The sequence below is a fragment of the Burkholderia sp. Bp8994 genome, from assembly GCF_003853805.1.
Taxonomy (GTDB): Bacteria; Pseudomonadota; Gammaproteobacteria; order Burkholderiales; family Burkholderiaceae; genus Burkholderia.
Genome location: NZ_QTQH01000005.1, coordinates 34134 through 52456, shown reverse-complemented (window position 1 = coordinate 52456; position 18323 = coordinate 34134). Strand labels below are relative to the sequence as shown.

19 protein-coding genes are annotated in these 18323 nt (G+C 67.9%); 5 read left to right on the top strand and 14 right to left on the bottom strand.

Annotation, left to right across the window (positions count from 1 at the left end; all coding sequences use genetic code 11):
* Positions 1 to 30: 30 nt before the first annotated feature.
* From DIE04_RS06430 to DIE04_RS06415, 4 genes are all read right to left on the bottom strand, one after another.
* Complete coding sequence (locus DIE04_RS06430; RefSeq protein WP_260426223.1) at positions 31 to 600, bottom strand: hypothetical protein; 570 nt, start codon at positions 598 to 600, stop codon at positions 31 to 33.
* Positions 597 to 1025 carry a L,D-transpeptidase gene (locus tag DIE04_RS06425; RefSeq protein WP_124523013.1) on the bottom strand — a complete coding sequence of 143 codons (429 nt, stop codon included), beginning with the start codon at positions 1023 to 1025 and terminating at the stop codon, positions 597 to 599. Before DIE04_RS06425 ends, DIE04_RS06430 begins: the two co-directional genes overlap by 4 nt.
* Before the next feature lie 278 nt (positions 1026 to 1303).
* Positions 1304 to 1858 (bottom strand): alpha/beta hydrolase, encoded by a 555-nt coding sequence (locus tag DIE04_RS06420; protein ID WP_124523012.1) that lies wholly within the window; start codon positions 1856 to 1858, stop codon positions 1304 to 1306.
* Positions 1859 to 2021: 163 nt separating this feature from the next.
* Entirely contained in the window at positions 2022 to 2231 is a 210-nt protein-coding gene (locus tag DIE04_RS06415) for an ornithine acetyltransferase (protein ID WP_006497729.1), read from the bottom strand.
* Between the two features lie 252 nt (positions 2232 to 2483).
* Between DIE04_RS06415 and DIE04_RS06410 the strand changes: the two genes are divergently transcribed.
* Entirely contained in the window at positions 2484 to 4193 is a 1710-nt protein-coding gene (locus DIE04_RS06410; protein ID WP_044846114.1) for a glutamine--tRNA ligase/YqeY domain fusion protein, read from the top strand.
* Between the two features lie 117 nt (positions 4194 to 4310).
* On the opposite strand, the gene DIE04_RS06405 is transcribed toward DIE04_RS06410, so the two are convergent.
* From DIE04_RS06405 to DIE04_RS06395, 3 genes are all read right to left on the bottom strand, one after another.
* Entirely contained in the window at positions 4311 to 4781 is a 471-nt protein-coding gene (locus DIE04_RS06405) for an NUDIX hydrolase (protein ID WP_044846139.1), read from the bottom strand.
* An 11-nt stretch (positions 4782 to 4792) separates the two neighbouring features.
* The gene (locus tag DIE04_RS06400; RefSeq protein WP_044846115.1) at positions 4793 to 5179 is read right to left on the bottom strand and encodes a hypothetical protein; all 387 of its coding nucleotides are present in this window, start codon (positions 5177 to 5179) and stop codon (positions 4793 to 4795) included.
* Between the two features lie 127 nt (positions 5180 to 5306).
* On the bottom strand, positions 5307 to 6656 hold the full coding sequence (locus DIE04_RS06395) for a cytochrome-c peroxidase (protein ID WP_124523011.1): 1350 nt from the start codon (positions 6654 to 6656) through the stop codon (positions 5307 to 5309).
* A gap of 221 nt (positions 6657 to 6877) precedes the next feature.
* Between DIE04_RS06395 and DIE04_RS06390 the strand changes: the two genes are divergently transcribed.
* The gene (locus DIE04_RS06390) at positions 6878 to 8464 is read left to right on the top strand and encodes an acid phosphatase (protein ID WP_185500317.1); all 1587 of its coding nucleotides are present in this window, start codon (positions 6878 to 6880) and stop codon (positions 8462 to 8464) included.
* A 140-nt stretch (positions 8465 to 8604) separates the two neighbouring features.
* Here DIE04_RS06390 and DIE04_RS06385 read toward each other — a convergent pair whose 3' ends face one another.
* The 6 genes from DIE04_RS06385 to DIE04_RS06360 are packed head-to-tail and all read right to left on the bottom strand — an operon-like array spanning position 8605 to position 14333.
* Positions 8605 to 10146 (bottom strand): alginate export family protein, encoded by a 1542-nt coding sequence (locus tag DIE04_RS06385; RefSeq protein ID WP_124488934.1) that lies wholly within the window; start codon positions 10144 to 10146, stop codon positions 8605 to 8607.
* Positions 10143 to 10841 carry a YoaK family protein gene (locus tag DIE04_RS06380; protein WP_044846118.1) on the bottom strand — a complete coding sequence of 233 codons (699 nt, stop codon included), beginning with the start codon at positions 10839 to 10841 and terminating at the stop codon, positions 10143 to 10145. The genes DIE04_RS06385 and DIE04_RS06380 overlap by 4 nt, the downstream gene beginning before the upstream one ends.
* Positions 10838 to 11755, bottom strand: a complete 918-nt coding sequence (locus DIE04_RS06375; RefSeq protein WP_124523008.1) for a VOC family protein — start codon at positions 11753 to 11755, stop codon at positions 10838 to 10840. Before DIE04_RS06375 ends, DIE04_RS06380 begins: the two co-directional genes overlap by 4 nt.
* A 53-nt stretch (positions 11756 to 11808) precedes the next feature.
* Complete coding sequence (locus tag DIE04_RS06370) at positions 11809 to 12255, bottom strand: DoxX family protein (protein WP_124488932.1); 447 nt, start codon at positions 12253 to 12255, stop codon at positions 11809 to 11811.
* A 1-nt stretch (position 12256) separates the two neighbouring features.
* Positions 12257 to 14146, bottom strand: coding sequence for an amidohydrolase (locus DIE04_RS06365; protein ID WP_124523006.1), 1890 nt, complete (start codon positions 14144 to 14146; stop codon positions 12257 to 12259).
* A gap of 19 nt (positions 14147 to 14165) precedes the next feature.
* Positions 14166 to 14333 carry a DUF1427 family protein gene (locus tag DIE04_RS06360; protein WP_096506909.1) on the bottom strand — a complete coding sequence of 56 codons (168 nt, stop codon included), beginning with the start codon at positions 14331 to 14333 and terminating at the stop codon, positions 14166 to 14168.
* A 100-nt stretch (positions 14334 to 14433) separates the two neighbouring features.
* Here DIE04_RS06360 and DIE04_RS06355 point away from each other — a divergent pair, with 100 nt between their 5' ends.
* A complete protein-coding gene (locus DIE04_RS06355) occupies positions 14434 to 15357 on the top strand; it encodes a LysR family transcriptional regulator (RefSeq protein WP_124523004.1) in 924 nt (307 codons plus the stop codon).
* 76 nt (positions 15358 to 15433) lie between these two features.
* On the opposite strand, the gene DIE04_RS06350 is transcribed toward DIE04_RS06355, so the two are convergent.
* Positions 15434 to 16120, bottom strand: coding sequence for a hydrolase (locus DIE04_RS06350; protein ID WP_124572940.1), 687 nt, complete (start codon positions 16118 to 16120; stop codon positions 15434 to 15436).
* Positions 16121 to 16394: 274 nt separating this feature from the next.
* Here DIE04_RS06350 and DIE04_RS06345 point away from each other — a divergent pair, with 274 nt between their 5' ends.
* Positions 16395 to 16655, top strand: coding sequence for a XapX domain-containing protein (locus tag DIE04_RS06345; protein ID WP_124524096.1), 261 nt, complete (start codon positions 16395 to 16397; stop codon positions 16653 to 16655).
* Between the two features lie 34 nt (positions 16656 to 16689).
* Positions 16690 to 18270 carry a sodium:proton antiporter gene (locus DIE04_RS06340; RefSeq protein ID WP_124524099.1) on the top strand — a complete coding sequence of 527 codons (1581 nt, stop codon included), beginning with the start codon at positions 16690 to 16692 and terminating at the stop codon, positions 18268 to 18270.
* The last annotated feature ends 53 nt before the right edge of the window (positions 18271 to 18323 follow it).

Sequence of the window (18323 nt, the reverse complement as noted above, 5' to 3'; positions counted from 1 at the left end):
GCAAGCAGTGTCGGCCGGGTATATCGGGGGTCAGCGCTGCGCAAGCGTATCGCACCCGCCAGCGAGCAGTGCGAGCGCGGCACGCGCGGCCGGATCGACGACGATCGCACGACCGCCCGCGCCCGGGAGGCCGGTGACTGCCACCGTGTCCGTGTCGGCCGCCCCCCGGAATACCAATGTCGGAAGCGGTTCGGAGGCGATGCGATCGCGCATTTCCAACGTGCCGAGCGGCGTCGGGAACGCCGTCGCAAGCTCGGCGACGGGCACACTGCCACGCACGATCAGCGTGGTGAGCGGCGCGAGCCGGTCGGCCAGCCCAGGGGGCGCGACACACTGCCGGGAAACACGGCCGTCGAACGTGACGCGCACGGAGAACGGCGCCGCCGACTGCACGCGATGAGCGTTCACGTTCAGCGTACCGGCGGTGTAGACGAACGACATCACCTCATCCGGCTGCACACTGAGTATTTCGGTACCCGGCGCGATCGGCACGCGACTGCCGGCGCTTCCGACCATGCTTCGCCAAGCCAATACGACGAGCACGGCGACGAACACCACGCCGGCCGCGCGAGCGAGCTGGCCTGTTGCCGCGGGCGTCATGACACCTGCACCATGGTTCCGACCGGTGTCCATTCGTACAGCTGCCGCGCATCGGCCTCGTTCAGCCGCACACATCCGCGCGAGCCGAACCGGTCACTCAGCGAATTGCGAGCCAGCCGCACGACGCCGAGCGGCATCGGTCCGTGGTATTGATGAAAAGCCTTGCCATCCGCGGTGAAGAACATTGCATGATCCATCTGCACGTTATACATGCGACTGCGATAAGGGTGGTGCTTGCGGAGGATTCTGAACGTGCCCCGAACGGTCGGGTGCTCGCGGTCGCCTGTCACGCAGTCGAAGCGGAACACGCAAACGCGCCCCTCGTATGCTTCGACGCATTGCCGTGACAGATCAACCTGAATCCGTTTCGTCGCGGCTCCGTTGTTTTCTTTGGTGCGGTCGGATCGTGCGGGCTGGACTGGCATGGAGGCTTTCCGTCCGGTCGAATGGGCCGCCAGACTACCCACTACCGACTTCAAGCGATATGGGACACGTCAGAAATTCGGAGCGCTGTCCAACGGCAGGGCGAGTCCGCTGCCGCGCACGCCTACCACGATGAGCCCGGATGGCGCGACACGCTACGGGGGACTGTCGACGCGCGTGGCTCCGCCGTTGCTGTGCCACGACAACGAACGGATCGCGGCGTTGAAGGCGAAGCAGACGATCTGAAGGTCCTGCGGTCCGCCCACCCTGCGCGCCACGGTCAACCTGCGACCGCCAGCGCGTCGAGCCAGCCGCGCCCCTGCGGCCAGTCGCCGAGCCCGCTGTCCGCGTTGATGTGGCCGCGCGGGCCGAGGTCATGAAACGCGCTGCCCCACGCGTGCGCGCAGCCGCGCGCGAACGCGAGCGAGCCGTACGGATCGTCGCTGCTCGCAACCACGCAGGTCGGAAACGGCAGCCGCTCGTGCGGCACCGGCCCGAAACCGTGCGCATCGGCCGGAAACGCCGGCCCGGCCGGATCGGGCAGAGCGACGAGCAGCGCGCCGCGCACTTTCTCGAGCGCGGCCGGCCGCGCGTAACGGGTCGCCCACCACGCGGTGGTCAGCGTGCCGAGGCTGTGCGCGGCGATCGTCACGGGGCCCGGCGCGGCTTCGACCGCACGATCGAGCGCGAGACACCAGCCGTTGCGGAACGCACGGTCCCAGTCGGGCATCGCGATGCGTACGAAACGCGCGTCGGCGCGCTCCCAGCGGCTTTGCCAGTGGAACGGGCCGGAGTTACCGTAGCCCGGCAGCACGAAAACGAGAGAATCGCTCATGGAAGGTTCGTCGACGCATGAAGTCGTTTTATGTAACGTCGACGAAGTGTCGCACACCCGCTCCTCCCTGATGCTGCCTGTCGAATCGCGGAATGGATGTGCGGTGTATGAATCGGTCGCGCTGCGCACGCGACCGGCCGGCGCTCACGCGCGCCGGCTTCGGTCAGCGCACGCCGGCGCCGACGAGGCCGCCTGCCGCGGCGCCGGCGACCGTGCCGACCGGGCCGCCCGTGATCAGGTAGCCGAGCGCGCCGCCCGCTGCCGCGCCGATCCCGGCGTTACGCTGCGTGTGCGTCATCGCGCATGCGCCGAGCTGCGACAGGGCCGCGACGATTACCGCGGTACGAACGAGAAAAGTGGTCTTCTTCATCATGATTGTTGGCTTCCTCCCGCCCCGCAAAAACTGCGAATGGCGGCATTGATTCGGTGAAGCCATCATAGGAAAAGCCGAATGCGGGGGGCAATCCGATTTACGTCGTGTTACAGCCGACACACTATCGAGATATTGCGATCGGCAGCGCGAACCGCCCTGTCGACGCCGCAACCCGCGCGGGACGGACCCCGGTCAGGTAGAATTACGGGATTAAACCGGCGCGACGCGCCGACACAACCTGACGCCAACCGCATGAGCACCGAACGCAACGACGCCCCCGCGGCTTCCAATTTCATCCGCAACATCATCGACGACGACAACCGCACCGGCAAATGGAGCGGCCGCGTCGAGACGCGCTTTCCGCCCGAGCCGAACGGCTATCTGCACATCGGCCATGCCAAGAGCATCTGCCTGAACTTCAGCGTCGCGCGCGACTACGGCGGCGTGTGCCACCTGCGCTTCGACGACACGAACCCGGAAAAGGAAAGCGTCGAATACGTCGACTCGATCGTCGACGCCGTGCGCTGGCTCGGCTTCGACTGGCGCAAGGACGCGGTCGATCACCAGTATTTCGCGAGCGACTACTACGACAAGCTGTACGAATTCGCCGAGCTGCTGATCCAGCGCGGCAAGGCGTACGTCGACAGCCAGAGCGCCGAGGAAATGCGCGCGAACCGCGGCTCGCTGACCGAAGGCGGCAAGCCGTCGCCGTTCCGCGACCGCTCGCCCGAGGAAAACCTCGACCTGTTCCGCCGGATGAAGGCCGGCGAGTTCAAGGAAGGCGAGCACGTGCTGCGCGCGAAGATCGACATGGCGTCGCCGAACATGAACATGCGCGACCCGGTGATCTACCGGATCCGCTACGCGCATCACTACCGTACCGGCGACGCATGGTGCGTGTATCCGATGTACGACTACACGCACTGCATCTCGGATGCGCTCGAAGGCATCACGCATTCGCTGTGCACGCTCGAATTCGAGGATCACCGCCCGCTGTACGACTGGGTGCTGAACGAACTCGCGGAAGCCGGCGTGTTCACGCGCCCGCTGCCGCAACAGATCGAATTCTCGCGCCTGAACCTCACGTACGCGATCACCAGCAAGCGCAAGCTGCTGCAGCTCGTCACCGAAGGTCACGTCGAAGGCTGGGACGACCCGCGCATGCCGACGATCGTCGGCATCCGCCGCCGCGGCTTCACGCCGGAGAGCATCCACCTGTTCTGCGAGCGGATCGGCGTGACGAAGGTCGATTCGTGGATCGACATGAGCGTGTTCGAAGGCGCGCTGCGCGACGACCTCGACGACAAGGCACCGCGCTCGGTCGCCGTGCTCGATCCGCTGAAGCTCGTGATCGACAACTATCCGGAAGGCCAGGAAGAAGCGTGCACGGCGCCCGTGCACCCGCACCACCCCGACCGCGGCGTGCGCACCTTCCCGATCTCGCGCGAGCTGTGGATCGAGCGCGAGGACTTCGTCGAGAACCCGCCGAAGGGCTATTTCCGCCTGTTCCCGGGCAACAAGGTGCGCCTGCGCTACGGCTACGTGATCGAATGCACGGGCTTCGACAAGGACGCCGACGGCAACGTGACGGCCGTGCACTGCAACTACTTCCCGGACAGCAAGTCGGGCACCGAAGGCGCGAACAACTACAAGGTCAAGGGCAACATCCACTGGGTCAGCGCGAAGCACGCGCAGGCGGCCGAAGTGCGGATCTACGACCGGCTGTTCAAGGCGCCGCACCCGGACGCGGGCGGCGCGAACTTCCTCGAGGCGCTGAACCCGGACTCGAAGAAGGTCACGCAGGCCTACGTCGAGCCGGGCGCCGGCGACGTCGCGCCGGAAACGCGCCTGCAGTTCGAGCGTCACGGCTATTTCGTCGCCGACCGCGTCGATTCGAAGCCGGGCAAGCCGGTGTTCAACCGGATCGTCGGGCTGCGCGACAGCTGGGGCAAGCCGGCCTGACGGCCTGCTCCGCGCGCGGCGCGGCGGCCTCGCACCGCCCGCCGCAGGATGAAAAAAACGGCCTTCGGGCCGTTTTTTATTGCGTGCGCGCAAGCGCGGCTGCGCCGGCCGCCGCGCTTACGCGCTCGCCAACCGCCGGTGCAGATCCGCGAGCGACAGCGTCGTGCGAAACAGCCGCGCGAGGCTGCGGCTTGCATACGCGTCGACGTCGCCGGGCGCGGTCCAGCGATACGCGTCCATCTCGGGAATCAGCGAGCCGTCGCGACGGCTCGGGAACAGCGACGTGCACGTGCAGCGCGCGGGATCGATCTCGTCGTCCGCGACCTGCACCGCGAACAGGTGCAAGTCCTTGTCGTGACGGTAGGCGAAGCGGCCGAGATCGAGCAGTCGCGCCGGCGCGAACTCGATGCCGGTTTCCTCGCGCAGCTCCCGCAGCGCCGCGTCGACCGGCGATTCGCCGGGCTCGCCCTGCCCCTTCGGGATGTCCCAGTGCGTGGTGTCCGTCGCGTGCGCGAGGAATACGCGGCCGGCCCCGTCGAGAATCACGACGCCGCACGACACCGTGCGCGACGCACCGCTGCGCTTCATTGCACGCGCGCTCAGCGCTTCTGCAGCTGCCACTTGCCCGTGGCGGTCTTGCAATAGACGGGCTTGAGCGTCAGCGTCTGGCCCTTCGCGGAAATGTCGGTGGCGATCTCGCGGCACGTCTTGCCGTCGTTCTCGGACGTCGACGGCGTGAGCTTCGCATCGATCTGCGTGCCGCGGCCGCTGCTCTGCCAGGTCGTGGTCTCGCCGTCCTTGCCTTCGTCGCGCACCTGCGCCACGGCCTTGGCCAGCGACGCACGGTCGGTCTTGCTGAAGTAGGCGAGCGGCGTGTCGTTCAGGAAGCCCAGGTTGCTCTGTGCGTAGGCAGGCAGCATCGCGGCTGCGCACGCGGCGCCGGCCAGCACGCGCGTGACGACGGAAAGGGATGCACGCATCGACATGTGTTGTTCTCCTTGGATGTTCGATCGAACGGCATGGCGCGCGGCCGGCACTCCGGCGGCCGGCGAACCGGCACGCGCCACGCCCGTCAGCCAGCGAGCATAGCATGCGTGCCGCCAGGAACGTCGTCTAGCGGGCCGCCGACGCGGCTGCCGGTTGATATCCGTCGGTCAGCGTGTTCAGGAACGCGATCACGTCCTTGATCTCGGCCGCGTTCAGCGCGGGCGCGTCGCCGCGCTTGCGGTCGAACGGCGGCTCGCGGTTGATGTTCGGCCAGTAGCGCTTCGGCAGGTCGTCGTAGACCTGCACCTTGCCGTGCACGACCGGATAGAACTTCTCCGGATGGATGTCACGCTCGGCGTAGAAGCGCATCACGTCCTCGAGCGAGTGGTACACGCCGTTGTGGAAGAACGTCTTGCGCAGCGCGACGTTGCGCAGCGACGGCGTGCGGAACAAGCCGCAGAATTCGTCGCGGCCCTTCAGGTCGGTGCGCTCGGGGCCGCACGCGCCGAGGTCGTAAAAGCGCGGATCGCGATTGACCGGCAGCGCGCGGTTGCGCGGCACCGCGATCGCGATCAGGCCGAAATCGCTGAACTGCGGCGGGCCGCCTTCGAGCGTGCGCTGGCTCACGTGGCAGCTCGCGCAGTTGCCCTTCTTCTCGTCGTTGAACAGCTGCAGCCCGCGCAGCTCCGCGGGCGTCAGCTGCGCGTGGCCGGCCAGATAGGCGTCGTACTTGCTCGTGTACGGATCGAACAGCGCCGGCTGCTGCTGGAATGCGTCGAGCGCGCGCAGCACCGCACCGAACGTCGCCTGGTCGTCGCCGAGAACCTGATCGCCGAACGCCTTGCGGAACGCGTCGGCATACGGCGCGGCGCGAACCGCCTTCGCAACCCGCGCCGGCGAACTGCTCATCTCGAAGGGCGAGGTGAGCGGAATGCGCGCCTGCGCATCGCGCGTATCGACGCGGCCATCCCAGGTCAGCCCGCCGGTCGGGCCCGCATCGATGCTTTCGTCGCCTTCGTCCGGCGAATCGTGGAAGTGCTCGCTGAACGGCGGAATGCCGCGCAGGTACTTCAGCGACGGCACCGCACGAAAGCCCGTGCTGTGCATGTCGTCGCCGCCGAGTTGCACCGACAGCGCGTTCGGCGGCCCGAACGCATGCTCGGCGCTATGGCACGACGCGCACGCGAGCTTGCCGGACCCCGACAGCGACGGATCGAAGAACAACTGCTTGCCGAGCGCCGTCATCTGCTTCACGCCCTCGAACACCTGCGCGCGCGTCTGCGGCTGGCTGGCCGGCGCGACCGCCGGAGCGGCCGGTGCGGCCTGTGCCGCCGGCACGATGGCGGCGGCCGATGCATCGGCACCGGGGCGCGCATCGCAACCGGCGAGCGCCGCGAGACCGCCGACCAGCGCCAGCGCCGCCGCGGCAGGGATCAGCGATCGCGCGGACGCGAAGGATTTCAGAAGGCTGTGCATCGTCGTTCTTCTTGTAGCGGTGGGCAATCGGCCGGAGCTTATGTCAGTTCCGTGACCGCCGCATGACGTTCGACCGACAGTCATTTGAAAGCGCCCCTACACCCGGCTGTCAAATCGGTTCCAGATAATGCGCGCAGCCGGCAGGTGTCCGAAGGTTCCCGCGCCGGCCCGACACCACCGCGATTCCCACACGCGACACACGACGAAAGAGAGAACATCGCATGAAGAAGCACGCCTGGATTCGTTACACGCCGATCGCCCTCGCGGCCGCGCTCAGCCTGACCGCCTGCGGCGGCGACGATGTCACGCAGCAAGGCCTGTCGGCCGTCAAGAACGTCGTCGTGATCTACGCGGAAAACCGCAGCTTCGACAACCTGTACGGCAACTTCCCGGGCGCGAACGGCCTGCAGAACGCGACGGCGGCGAACTCGGTGCAGAAGGATCGCGACGGCTCGACGATGGCGACGCTGCCGAAGATCTGGGGCGGCCTGACCGCGACCGGCATCACGCCGGCGGTCACCGAGGCGATGACGGCGAACCTGCCGAACGCGCCGTTCGCGATCGACGATCCGAAGGGCTTCAACCAGTCGATGAGCATCGCGACGCGCGACATCGTGCACCGCTTCTACCAGGACCAGATGCAGATCAACGGCGGCAAGAACGACATGTACGCCGCATGGACCGATGCGGGCGGCCTGACGATGGGCCACTACACGCCGGATCCGTCGAAGCTGCCGCTGTGGAAGATCGCGCAGCAGTACGTGCTCGCCGACAACTTCTTCATGGGCGCGTTCGGCGGCTCGTTCCTGAACCACCAGTACCTGATCTGCGCGTGCGCGCCGTTCTACGCGAACGCGAACACGAGCCCCGCGGCCGGCAAGATCGCCGTGTTGAACGCGGACGGCAAGTCGCTGAAGGTTGCGACGAACTCGCCCGCGTCCGCGCTCAGCGGCCCGCCGAAGTTCGTCAACGACGGCGCGATCACGCCCGACTTCTTCGCGGTCAACACGATGCAGCCGCCGTATCAGCCGAGCGGCAACAAGGCAGCCACGGGCGGCGATCCGCTGCTCGCCGATCCGGCCAATCCGTCGACGATGCCGCCGCAGACCGCGACCAACATCGGCGACCTGATGACCAACGCGGGCGTGTCGTGGGCATGGTACGGCGGCGCGTGGGGCCAGGCGCTGCAGGCAAGCCAGAACGGCACGTCGAACGTGATCTACGGCGCCGACCTGTCGACGCCGAACTTCCAGCCGCACCACCAGCCGTTCAACTACTTCGCGAACCAGGCGCCGGGCACCGCGAACCGCGCGCAGCACCTGCTCGACGGCGGCGCGAACGGCGCCGAGTTCATCAAGGCGATCGACGCGGGCACGCTGCCGCAGGTCACGTTCTACAAGCCGCAAGGCAACCTGAACGAGCACCCTGGCTACACGGACGTCACCTCCGGCGACCAGCACATCGCCGACGTGATCGCGCACCTGCAGGCAAGCCCGCAGTGGAAGAACATGGTCGTCGTCGTCACGTACGACGAGAACGGCGGCTTCTGGGATCATGCCGCGCCGCCGACCGCCGATCGCTGGGGTCCGGGCACGCGGATTCCGGCGCTGATCGTGTCGCCGTACGCGAAGAAGGGTTTCGTGGACCACACGCAGTACGACACGGGTTCGATCCTGCGTCTCATCACGCGCCGCTTCTCGCTGCCGCGCCTGCCGGGCCTGCAGCAGCGCGACGACGCGCTGAAGGCGAACGGCGCGCAGCCGATGGGCGACCTGACGAACGCGCTCACGCTGTCGCCGAACCTGTAACGGCATCACCGCGAACGGGCCGGCCGCGCGGCCGGCCCGGACGAACGAAGGGCAACCCGCGGCGACCTGCACCCCAAAAGCCGGATGCGAATCCAGCCTTTGGGGTGTTTTTCATGCGCGCGCGTTGCCGCGCGGCCGCGTCACCAGCCGTACTTCAGCTCGACGCCGACGTAGTCCGCGTTGTGTCCGCCCGCCTGCCGGATCGCGTCGCCGACCTGGAAGTGCACGGCCTCGACGGCGCCGATCAGGTTCGCGGCAATCGTCCAGTCCGCGCGCAGCTGCACGTACATCCCCGTCCAGCGGCCGCCCTTGCCTGCCGTGCCGGGCACCGGAATGTTCGGCTGCTGATAGACGGCGTCGCCGGTCGTCTCGCGCCACTGGAAACCCAGCGCGCCCAGCAGCGACAGGTTCGCCGACGGCTTCAGCGTCACGGACGGCTTCACGTGGATCAGGTTCGCATAGCTCGTGTAGCCGGCCAGCGTGAAGTAATAGCCGTTCGGAAACAGCGGATTGAAGGTGCCGACGCGGCCGTCGTGCGGATGCCGGTCGCCCGAGGCCGCATCGATCTGCAACGCGACGCGCGGCGACCACGGCGCATCGAGCTTGTAGCCCGCGATCGAGCCGACGGCCCACGCACCGATCGTGTCGTTGCCGACCGTCCCGGTCTGCAGCATCGTCTCGAGATCCCAGTCGAAACGGCCCTGCGTGCCCGTGTAGCGAACGTCCCACACATCGCGATGCTCGGCGCCGCTCGCATCGAGGAAACGCGCGTTGCGGCGGTTGTAGCGCGACCAGTAGCCGGACAGGTCGCCCGGCCCGACCGACTGCCGCTCGAAGCGCACGCCGCTGAAGGTGAGACCGCGATTGGACACGTCGTCGAAATCGGACGCGTTGCGGTTCTGCACCGGTTGCGTCGCGTAGCCGATGAAGCGCCATTTCCCGTATTCGTAATCGGCCCAGACCGCATCGAACGCCTGCCGCACGTTCGGGCCGTCGCGCGTGGCGATGAAGCGCTGCAGGTCGAACGCCATCTCCTGCCGGCCGACGCGGAACTTGAACGTGCCGCCGCCGAGCGCGCCCGTGTAGGTCGCGAACGCCTGTTCGAGATCGAGCGGGTTCTTGTCGACGGGCGACACCGTGTTCTTGCCGAACGCGCGCGCGTCCTGCAACTGCGCGAAGAACTGCCAGTGCTGGCCGAGATGCGCATCGGCATGCACTTCGACGCGCTGGATCAGGTACGTGTCCGATTGCGCGGAGCCGATTCCGAACAGCGGCGCGTCGTTGGTCTCCAGCCGCTCGCGCAGGTTCACGCCGAGCGATAGATAGGAGGCCGGATCGTTGCCGAGCGGAATGTATTTCAGCCCGTCGAGCGGCGCGCGCGGCACGCACGGATTCGCGAGCACCGACCAGTCCTCCTGCCAGCGGTTGAACAGCACCGTCGGGCGTTTGGTCGTGCACGTCGATGCGGCGGTGGCCGTCTGGGTCGCTGCCGGCGTCGAGGCCGAAACCGACGACGCAGCCGAAGGCTGCGCCGGTCCTTGCGTCGATGTCGATGTCGTTTCAGCCGCCGTTTCCGCGACCGCCGCGTCGGCGCCCGCGCACAACAGCGCCGCGACGACCGACAGGCGCGCGGCCCGTTCGAAGCCGCGGGCGTCGCGTCTGCGCTGCCCCCGCGCGATCATGCGCGCTCCTGCGCGGCGGGTGCGGCCGCTTGCGCCGCACACAGTGCAAGCGTCGCGAGCGCGCCGACCGGTGCGAGCAGCGCCAGGAATCCGACGTAGCGGAACCCGAGCGCACCGCACGCCGCGCCGAGCGCGAACGCGACGATCGCCGGCAGCATCTTGCCGAAGCGCGCCCGCGCCGCCGCGCGTGCGGCGTCGGCCGTGCCGGCCGACAGCAGGTCGACGACGTCGAGGATCGCCTGCGTCACGTTGCCCGTCATCACCGTGTTCGGCACGCCGCCCGCGCGCGAAATCACGCGCGGATGCGCGTTCTGCACGCCCATCGCGAACGTGCCGACGATGCCGGCCACGAGCGCCGGCAGGCTGTCGGGCTGCGTGACGGGCGTCGCCCACACGCCGGCCGCGCAGAAGCCGAGCAGCAGCACGGCCTGCACCGCGTGCAGCGCGCGCGTGCCCTGCCAGGCGGGCCGCCCGGACATCGACCGCGCGATCAGGCTCGCCGCGATCACGCCGCACACGAACGCGGGAAACACGCTGAGCTTCAGCACGACACCCTGGCCGAAGCCCGCGATGCCCGCGCCGATCAGCACGAAGTTGCCCGTCACGTGTGCGGTGAACAGCCCGAACAGCGCGACGAAGCTCAGCGTGTCGACGAAGCCGGCCACCGCGGCAAGGATCGTGTCTTCGTGCTTCATCGCGCTGCGCTCGCGTGGATTTCGGCGACGTAGCCGCCCGGGAACTGCACGAGTGCCGCGTCGCGGCCGTCCGCGCTGTACGGCGGCACGAGCACGGTCACACCCGCCGCCTTGGCCTTCTCCAGCGTGGCGGCCAGGTCCGGCACGTCGTAGCCCGTCATCTCGCGCCCGTACGGGTACGGCAGGTGGCCGTCCGTCACGAGCACGGTCATCTTGCCGAAGCCCGATTCGATGCGAATCCGGCGATACGTGTCGTTCGGCCGGCCGATCTCGATGCCCGGCGCCTTCAGGTTGTCGGACACCACCTTGCCTTTCGAGAACTTGACGAAATCGTGCACGAACTTGCGTACGCTTTGCGGCGACACGTAGACCCGGTTCTCGGGGATGGTCTGCAACGCGTCGTAGTGCGGCGCCTGGGTGTGCCAGTAGAGCTGCATGTTCACGCCGCCCGTCCACGTAATGACCGCATCGCGGCCGATCGGATCGGGGAACGTGTCGACGATCACGTCGGCGCCGTGCTCGCGCGCCGACTTCACCGCGACGTCCATGTCGGTGACGAGATAGCCGGTGCGCTCCGCGCAGAACGGATACGGGACCGGCGTCTTGAAGCCGAACACCGAGATCGTGCCGACCGGCGTCAGCACGAGTTGCGACATCGTCTGGCTCGGCGTCGGCGTGACCTGGAACACGCCCTGCTTCGATTTCTTGCCGCCGAACGTCGCGACGAAACTGTCGGTGAAGCGGTCGAAGTCTTCCGGCGCGACGCACACGTGCGTGGTGTCGTACTGCGGACCGACGGCCACCGTCGGCGCGACTGCGGGCGGCACCGGCGGTTTCGCGAACACGCCACCGGGCGCGGCGACGAGGCCGGTGGCAAGCGCAAGCGCCAGCAACATGGAACGAAGGGTTCTCATAACGGATATCCTTGTTGTTTCATCAAATGGTGCAACGGCCCGGGAAACCCCGGTCACGCGCGGCCGTCGCCGGCCGGTTGCCGCGCATCGTCGAGCACGGTCGCGAGCACAAGTGCCGCGATCAGCCCAAGATGCTCGAAAAAGCTGTTGAGCGCCATGAAATGTTCGGCGCCCGAGCGGTTCCAGAAATCGTTCGCCACGACCATCGCGACGAGCGTCAGCATGCCGAGGCTCCCGGCGCCGAGCCACGTGAAGCGGCGAAACACCACGCACAGCGAGCCGGCGATCTCGACCACGATCGCCAGCGCCGCCCACAACGCGGCCGGATGCAGGCCGAAATGCGCCTGCTCCGCGACCGCGCCGTCGAAGTCGAGCGCCTTCGCGACGCCGCCGAGCAGAAAGGCGGACACCAGCGCGAGACGCGCGAGCGGCAGGACCCACGGCTGCGACAGTAGCGCGCGGATCCACGCCGGGCTGCCATAGATGGTACGCGTCGTCATGTCAGATCGCCCAGCACGAACAGCCGAACGCACCCCAGAAGCCCTTCGCGTCCGACGTCGGCAATGCGCTGCCCCACGCGCTTGCATGCGCATGCTGGTGCACGTTGCACGCGTTCGCGCAGCCGCACATCGCCGCGGCCGCCGCCCGTTGCAGCGGTGCGCCCTCTCGCTGCGTCGCACCCCAGCCGCCGTAGCCGCCGTACTCGCGCACCGGCGACCAGTCCGGCATCGCGGGCGGGATCGGCGCGTCGTGCGACGCGAACGGCCCCGCGCCCCAGACGATCCGGCCTCCAACCACCGTCAGCAACGCAGTCGTGTCGACGATATCGTCCTCCGCGCAGGTGAAGAAATCACGATCCGGGACCACCACGTCGGCGAGTTGCCCGACCGCGATGCGCCCTTTCCTGCCCACCTCGTTCGAGAACCACGTCACGTACTCGGTCCACATCCGCAGCGCGGTTTCGCGGTCGAGCAGGTTTCGCTGAGGATACATGCGCAGCCCGCCAATCGTCTTGCCCGTCACGAGCCACGCGAGCGATACCCACGGGTTGTACGACGCCACGCGCGTCGCGTCGGTGCCGGCCGACACCTTGAGGCCCTTCGACAGCATCTTCGCGACGGGCGGCGTCGCTTCGGCCGCCTGCGCGCCGTAGCGCTCGACGAAGTATTCGCCCTGGTACGCCATCCGGTGCTGCACGGCCACACCGCCGCCGAGCGCGGCGATCCGGTCCATCGACTTCTCGGAGATCGTTTCCGCATGATCGAAGAACCAGTTCAGGCCTTCGAGCGGGATATCCTTGTTGACCTTCTCGAACACGTCGAGCGCGCGGCTGATCGTTTCGTCGTAGGTCGCGTGCATGCGCCACGGCCAGCGGTTCTGCGCGAGCACGCGCACGACGCCCTCGAGATCGTCTTCCATCTGCGCCGGCAGGTCCGGGCGCGCGACGCGGAAATCCTCGAAATCGGCCGCCGAGAACACCAGCATCTCGCCCGCGCCGTTGTTGCGGAAATAATCCGTGCCGTCGTGATACTTCGTGCTCTTCGTCCAGTTCACGAAGTCTTCCTTCTCGGCATTCGGCTTCTGCGTGAACAGGTTGTACGCGATCCGGATCGTCATCTCGCCCGCGTCGTGCAGCTTGCGGATCACTTCGTAATCGTCGGGATAGTTCTGCGAACCGCCGCCCGCATCGATCACGCCCGTCACGCCGAGACGGTTCAGTTCGCGCATGAAGTGGCGCGTCGAGTTGTACTGGTATTCGAACGGCAGCTTCGGTCCCTTCGCGAGGGTCGCGTACAGGATCGTCGCGTTCGGGTTCGCGAGCAGCAGCCCGGTCGGGTTGCCCGCGGCATCGCGCAGGATCGTGCCGCCCGGCGGCTCGGGCGTGTCCTTCGTGTAGCCGACCACGCGCAGCGCGGCCGCGTTCAGCAGCGCGCGATCGTAAAGATGCAGGATGAACACCGGCGTATCGGGCGCGGCCGCGTTGAGTTCCTCGATCGTCGGCAGGCGCTTCTCGGCGAACTGGTGTTCGGTAAAGCCACCGACCACGCGCACCCACTGCGGCGCGGGCGTGATCGCCACCTGCCGCTTGAGCATGTCCATTGCAACCGCGAGCGACGGCACGCCGTCCCAGCGCAGCTCCATGTTGTAGTTCAGGCCACCACGAATCACGTGGCAGTGGTTGTCGATCAGGCCGGGCAGCGCGCTGCGGCCGCCGAGATCGACGACCTTCGTCGCGCGGCCCGCGAGCGGCATCACGTCCGCGTCGCTGCCGACCGCGACGAAGCGGCCGTCCTTGATCGCCACCGCGGCGGCAACGGGGTTCGCACGATCGAGCGTCGTGATGCGCCCGTTGTACAGGATCAGATCCGGTTGAGTATAGGTTGCGCTCATTGACAGGTCCTCGATGCGGTCAGAAGCCGAGCCAGTGACGCACGGGCCCGATGGCCTGCGCGCCGATCAGCATGCCGGCGAGACCGATCAGCGCGATCAGCGGCGGCGCGGGCGAGCGCACCTTGATCACGCTGTACACGACGCCGATCAGCACGCCGGCGGCCAACGACAATAGATAAGATTCCATAACGTTTTTTCTCCCGACCGGATTAGAATGACCCGCATCGTGCCGGCCGCATGTTTCGCCGCGTTCGCTTCCCCTTCGCTTCCCGCCACCCCGTCCGACCATGCAACATCTTCCTGATCTCGAAGCCTGGGCCATCTTCGCGCGTGTCGCGGAGACCGGTTCGTTCGCGAAAGCCGCGGACTTGCTCGGCGTCTCGCAGCCGACCGTATCGAAGGCCATCGCGCGCCTCGAAAAGCGCCTCGGCGCGATGCTGCTGTACCGCACGTCGCGCAAGCTGTCGCTCACGCCGACCGGCGAACTGCTGCGCGATCGGGCGATCCGCCTGCTCGCCGATGCGGAGCTGATCGAGAGCGAGGCCACCGCGCAGGCGCTCGAACCGTACGGCCTCGTGCGCGTGAACGCGCCGATGTCGTTCGGGACGCACCATCTGTCGCCGCTGCTGCCCGCGTTTCTCGAACGCTATCCGCGCGTCGACATCGACCTCGTGCTGACCGACCACATCGTCGACATCGTATCCGGCGGTTTCGACGTCGCGATCCGCATCGCCGAACTGAGCGACTCGTCGCTGCGCTCGCGCAAGCTGTGCGCGGTGCGCCGCCCGCTCGTCGCATCGTCCGCGTATCTCGACCGGCATGGCCGGCCCAAGCATCCGCGCGACATCGAACAGCACGTGTGCCTCACCTACACGAACCTGCCCACACCCGAGCACTGGCGCTTTCGCCACCCGGCATCGGGCGAGGAAATCGGCGTGAACGTGCAAGGCCGCATCCGCACCAACAACGCCGACGTGATCGTCCCCGCGCTCGTCGCCGGTCACGGCCTCGCGCTGCAGCCCGAGTTCCTGGTATGGGATGAGCTGCAGCGCGGCGAGCTCGAGGAAGTGATGCACGACTGGAAGATCGCCGACATCAACGTCAACCTCGTCACGCCGCCCGGCATGCTGCGCGCCGCGCGCGTGACGGTGCTGCTCGATTTTCTCGCCGAACACTTCTCGCACGCGCCGTGGGCGCTGCCCGAGGCGTGAGCGCGGCGGCCCGCGACCCCCGCGGCCGTCGCGTGCATCGCGCACGCCGGCCGCGGCCATTCCGTCCGGCTGCCCGTTACTTCGCCGGCACGGCCGGGATCGACTCGTGCGGCGTCGCAGTGCGCTGCGGTGCCTTGTGGACCATCGTGTACGCGTAGTCGATGCCCATGCCGTACGCGCCCGAGTGCTCCTTCGCGATCGCGACCACCGCGTCGTACGTCTCGCGGTGTGCCCAGTCGCGCTGCCACTCGAGCAGGACCTGCTGCCACGTGACCGGCACCACGCCGGCCTGCACCATGCGCTGCATCGCGAAATCGTGCGCGGCCTGCGACGTGCCGCCCGATGCGTCGGCGACCATGTAGATCTCGTAGTCGCCTTCGAGCATCGCGCACAGCGCGAACGTCGTGTTGCAGACTTCGGTCCACAGGCCCGAGACGACCACCTTCTTGCGGCCGTTCGCGGCGAGCGCGTCGCGCACCTTCTGGTCGTCCCACGAGTTCATCGACGTGCGTTCGAGCGTCTTCTGGTTCGGGAACACGTCGAGCAGCTCGGGATACGTGTGGCCCGAAAAGCTGTCGCTTTCGACGGTCGTGATCGTGGTCGGGATGTTGAATACCTTCGCGGCCTTCGCGAGGCCGACGACGTTGTTCTTCAGCGTCTGGCGATCGATCGACTGCACGCCGAACGCCATCTGCGGCTGCTGGTCGATGAAGATCAGCTGGCTGTTGTGCGGAGTGAGTACTTCAAGCTTCGGATTGCTCATGGCGCATGGCGTCCTGTGAACGAAAAGAGAGGGCCCGCCTCGACCGTGAAAACGGGAGGAGCCGGCGGCACATCGCGCCGGATCGTCATCCGGCTCGCATTATTTAAGCCGCAAACGCCCGGCGCGACCACCCAAGAAACGGAATCGATGCGATTCCGGAAACGGCGCCCGTTGGAAGCGGCCCGCTCTTTTTTTCTTCACGCAAACCCGCTACGCTTTCAAAACCTTGACGGCGCCGTTTCGGTGCCGCTCGCCCATCACCGGACGCTCCACCATGAAACCGTACGTCTTCTCGCTGCTCGCCGGCATCCTCGCCGGTGTCATCTACGGCGCGCTCGGCGTGAACTCGCCCGCGCCGCCGGTCATCGCGCTCGTCGGCCTGCTCGGCATGCTGGCCGGCGAACAGATCCTGCCCGTCGCGCGGCGCATGCTCGCGGGCCACCGGCTGAACACCGCATGGCGCGACGCGAAGTGCAGCCAGCACATGTTCGGCGCGCTGCCGGGCGGCAGCGCGAACGAACGCAAGCCGTCGTGACGCGCACGCTCCGCAATAGCCGCACGCGTCGCGCATGACCAACGTCGAGCTGTTCCACTACCTGCTGCTGTTGATCTGCGGCGCGGGCGCGCTCACCTGGCTCGCGGAGCGCGTGTCGATCCCGCCGGCCGTCGTGCTGCTGCTCGGCGGCTGCGTGGTGGCCATCGCAGGCAAGCGCACGCCCGACATGGATCCGGCGCTGCTGCTCGTGGCCGTGCTGCCGCCGCTGCTGATGTCGAGCGGCTTCTATACGGCGTGGAAGGAATTCCGCCACGAGCTCGCGTCGATCGCGTCGCTCGCGCTCGGCGCGGTGGTGTTCACGACGGTTGCGGTCGCGCTCGCCGTGCATGCGGCCAATCCGGCGCTGCCGTGGGCCGCGTGCTTCACGCTCGGCGCGATCGTGTCGCCGCCCGACGCGGTCGCCGCGAAGGCGATCCTGCAGCGCCATCCGCTGCCCGCGCGGCTCGTCGCGGTGCTCGAAGGCGAAAGCCTCGTCAACGATGCATCGGGCCTGCTGCTGTACCAGATGGCCGTCTCGGCCGCGCTCGCCGTCACGATCACGACCGCGAGCGCCACCGGCCTGTTCTTCTCGCTCACGCTGATCGGCATCGCGGTCGGCCTCGCGTGCGGCCATGCGATGTGCTGGGTGCTGCAGCGCCTGCGCGAGCCGATGCTCGGGATCGTCGTGACCTTCGCGATGGCGTGGGGCAGCTACGGGATCGCCGAAGCCGTGCACGGTTCGGGCGTGCTGTCGGTCGTGACCTGCGGCCTCGTGCTCGGCGTGCGCCAGCATCGCGTGTTCGGCGCCGACATGCGGATCAAGGCGAAGGCGACCTGGGAAGCGATCGTGTTCGTGCTCGACGCGCTCGTGTTCATCCTGATCGGCCTCGCGCTGCATGCGATCCTCGCCGGCGTGAACCACGAAGGCGCGGTGCTGATGGCCGGCCTGCGCGTCGCGCTGCCGGCCACCGCCGCCGCGATCGCCGCGCGCGTCGTGTGGGTGTTCGTCGCGATGTGGCTGCCGGGCCGCCTGCGCGCGCCGCGCGCGGGCCATGCGCCGTGGTCGTGGCGCGAGGCCGTCGTGCTCGGCTGGTCCGGCATGCGCGGCGTCGTGAGCCTCGCGGCCGCGATCGCGCTGCCGGGCAACTTCCCTGGGCGCGACCTGATCCTGTTCAGCACGTTCCTGCTGATCATCGCGACGCTGGTCGTGCAAGGCGGCACGCTCGCGCCGCTGATCCGCGTGCTGAAGCTGCGCCCGGCCGCGCGGCACACGATGTCCGAGCATGCCGTGCGCGCCCATACGTTCGGCGCGGCGCTCGCCGAACTCGATGCGCGCGAGCAGCGCGGCACGAGCCTCGAACGCGCATCGCTCGACCGGCTGCTGACCGAATACCGCAGCCGCGTCGCGTTCAACGAACGCGCGCACCGCGACGGCGCAGAACCGGCGGACGTGCGCGCGCGGATGCTGCGCGTCGAGCTCGAGCTGGTCGGCGTGTCGCGTGATGCGCTGCTCGAGCTGCATCGCGACGGCCGGGTCGACGACGCGGTGCTGCACCGCATAGAATCCGAGCTGGATTTCGAGGAACTGCGGCTGCAGCGCCTGCTCGAACCGTAACGTCCGGCCTGCCCGGCCCTCCCCGGCCGGCCCGCCTTCCCTTTCCCCACATG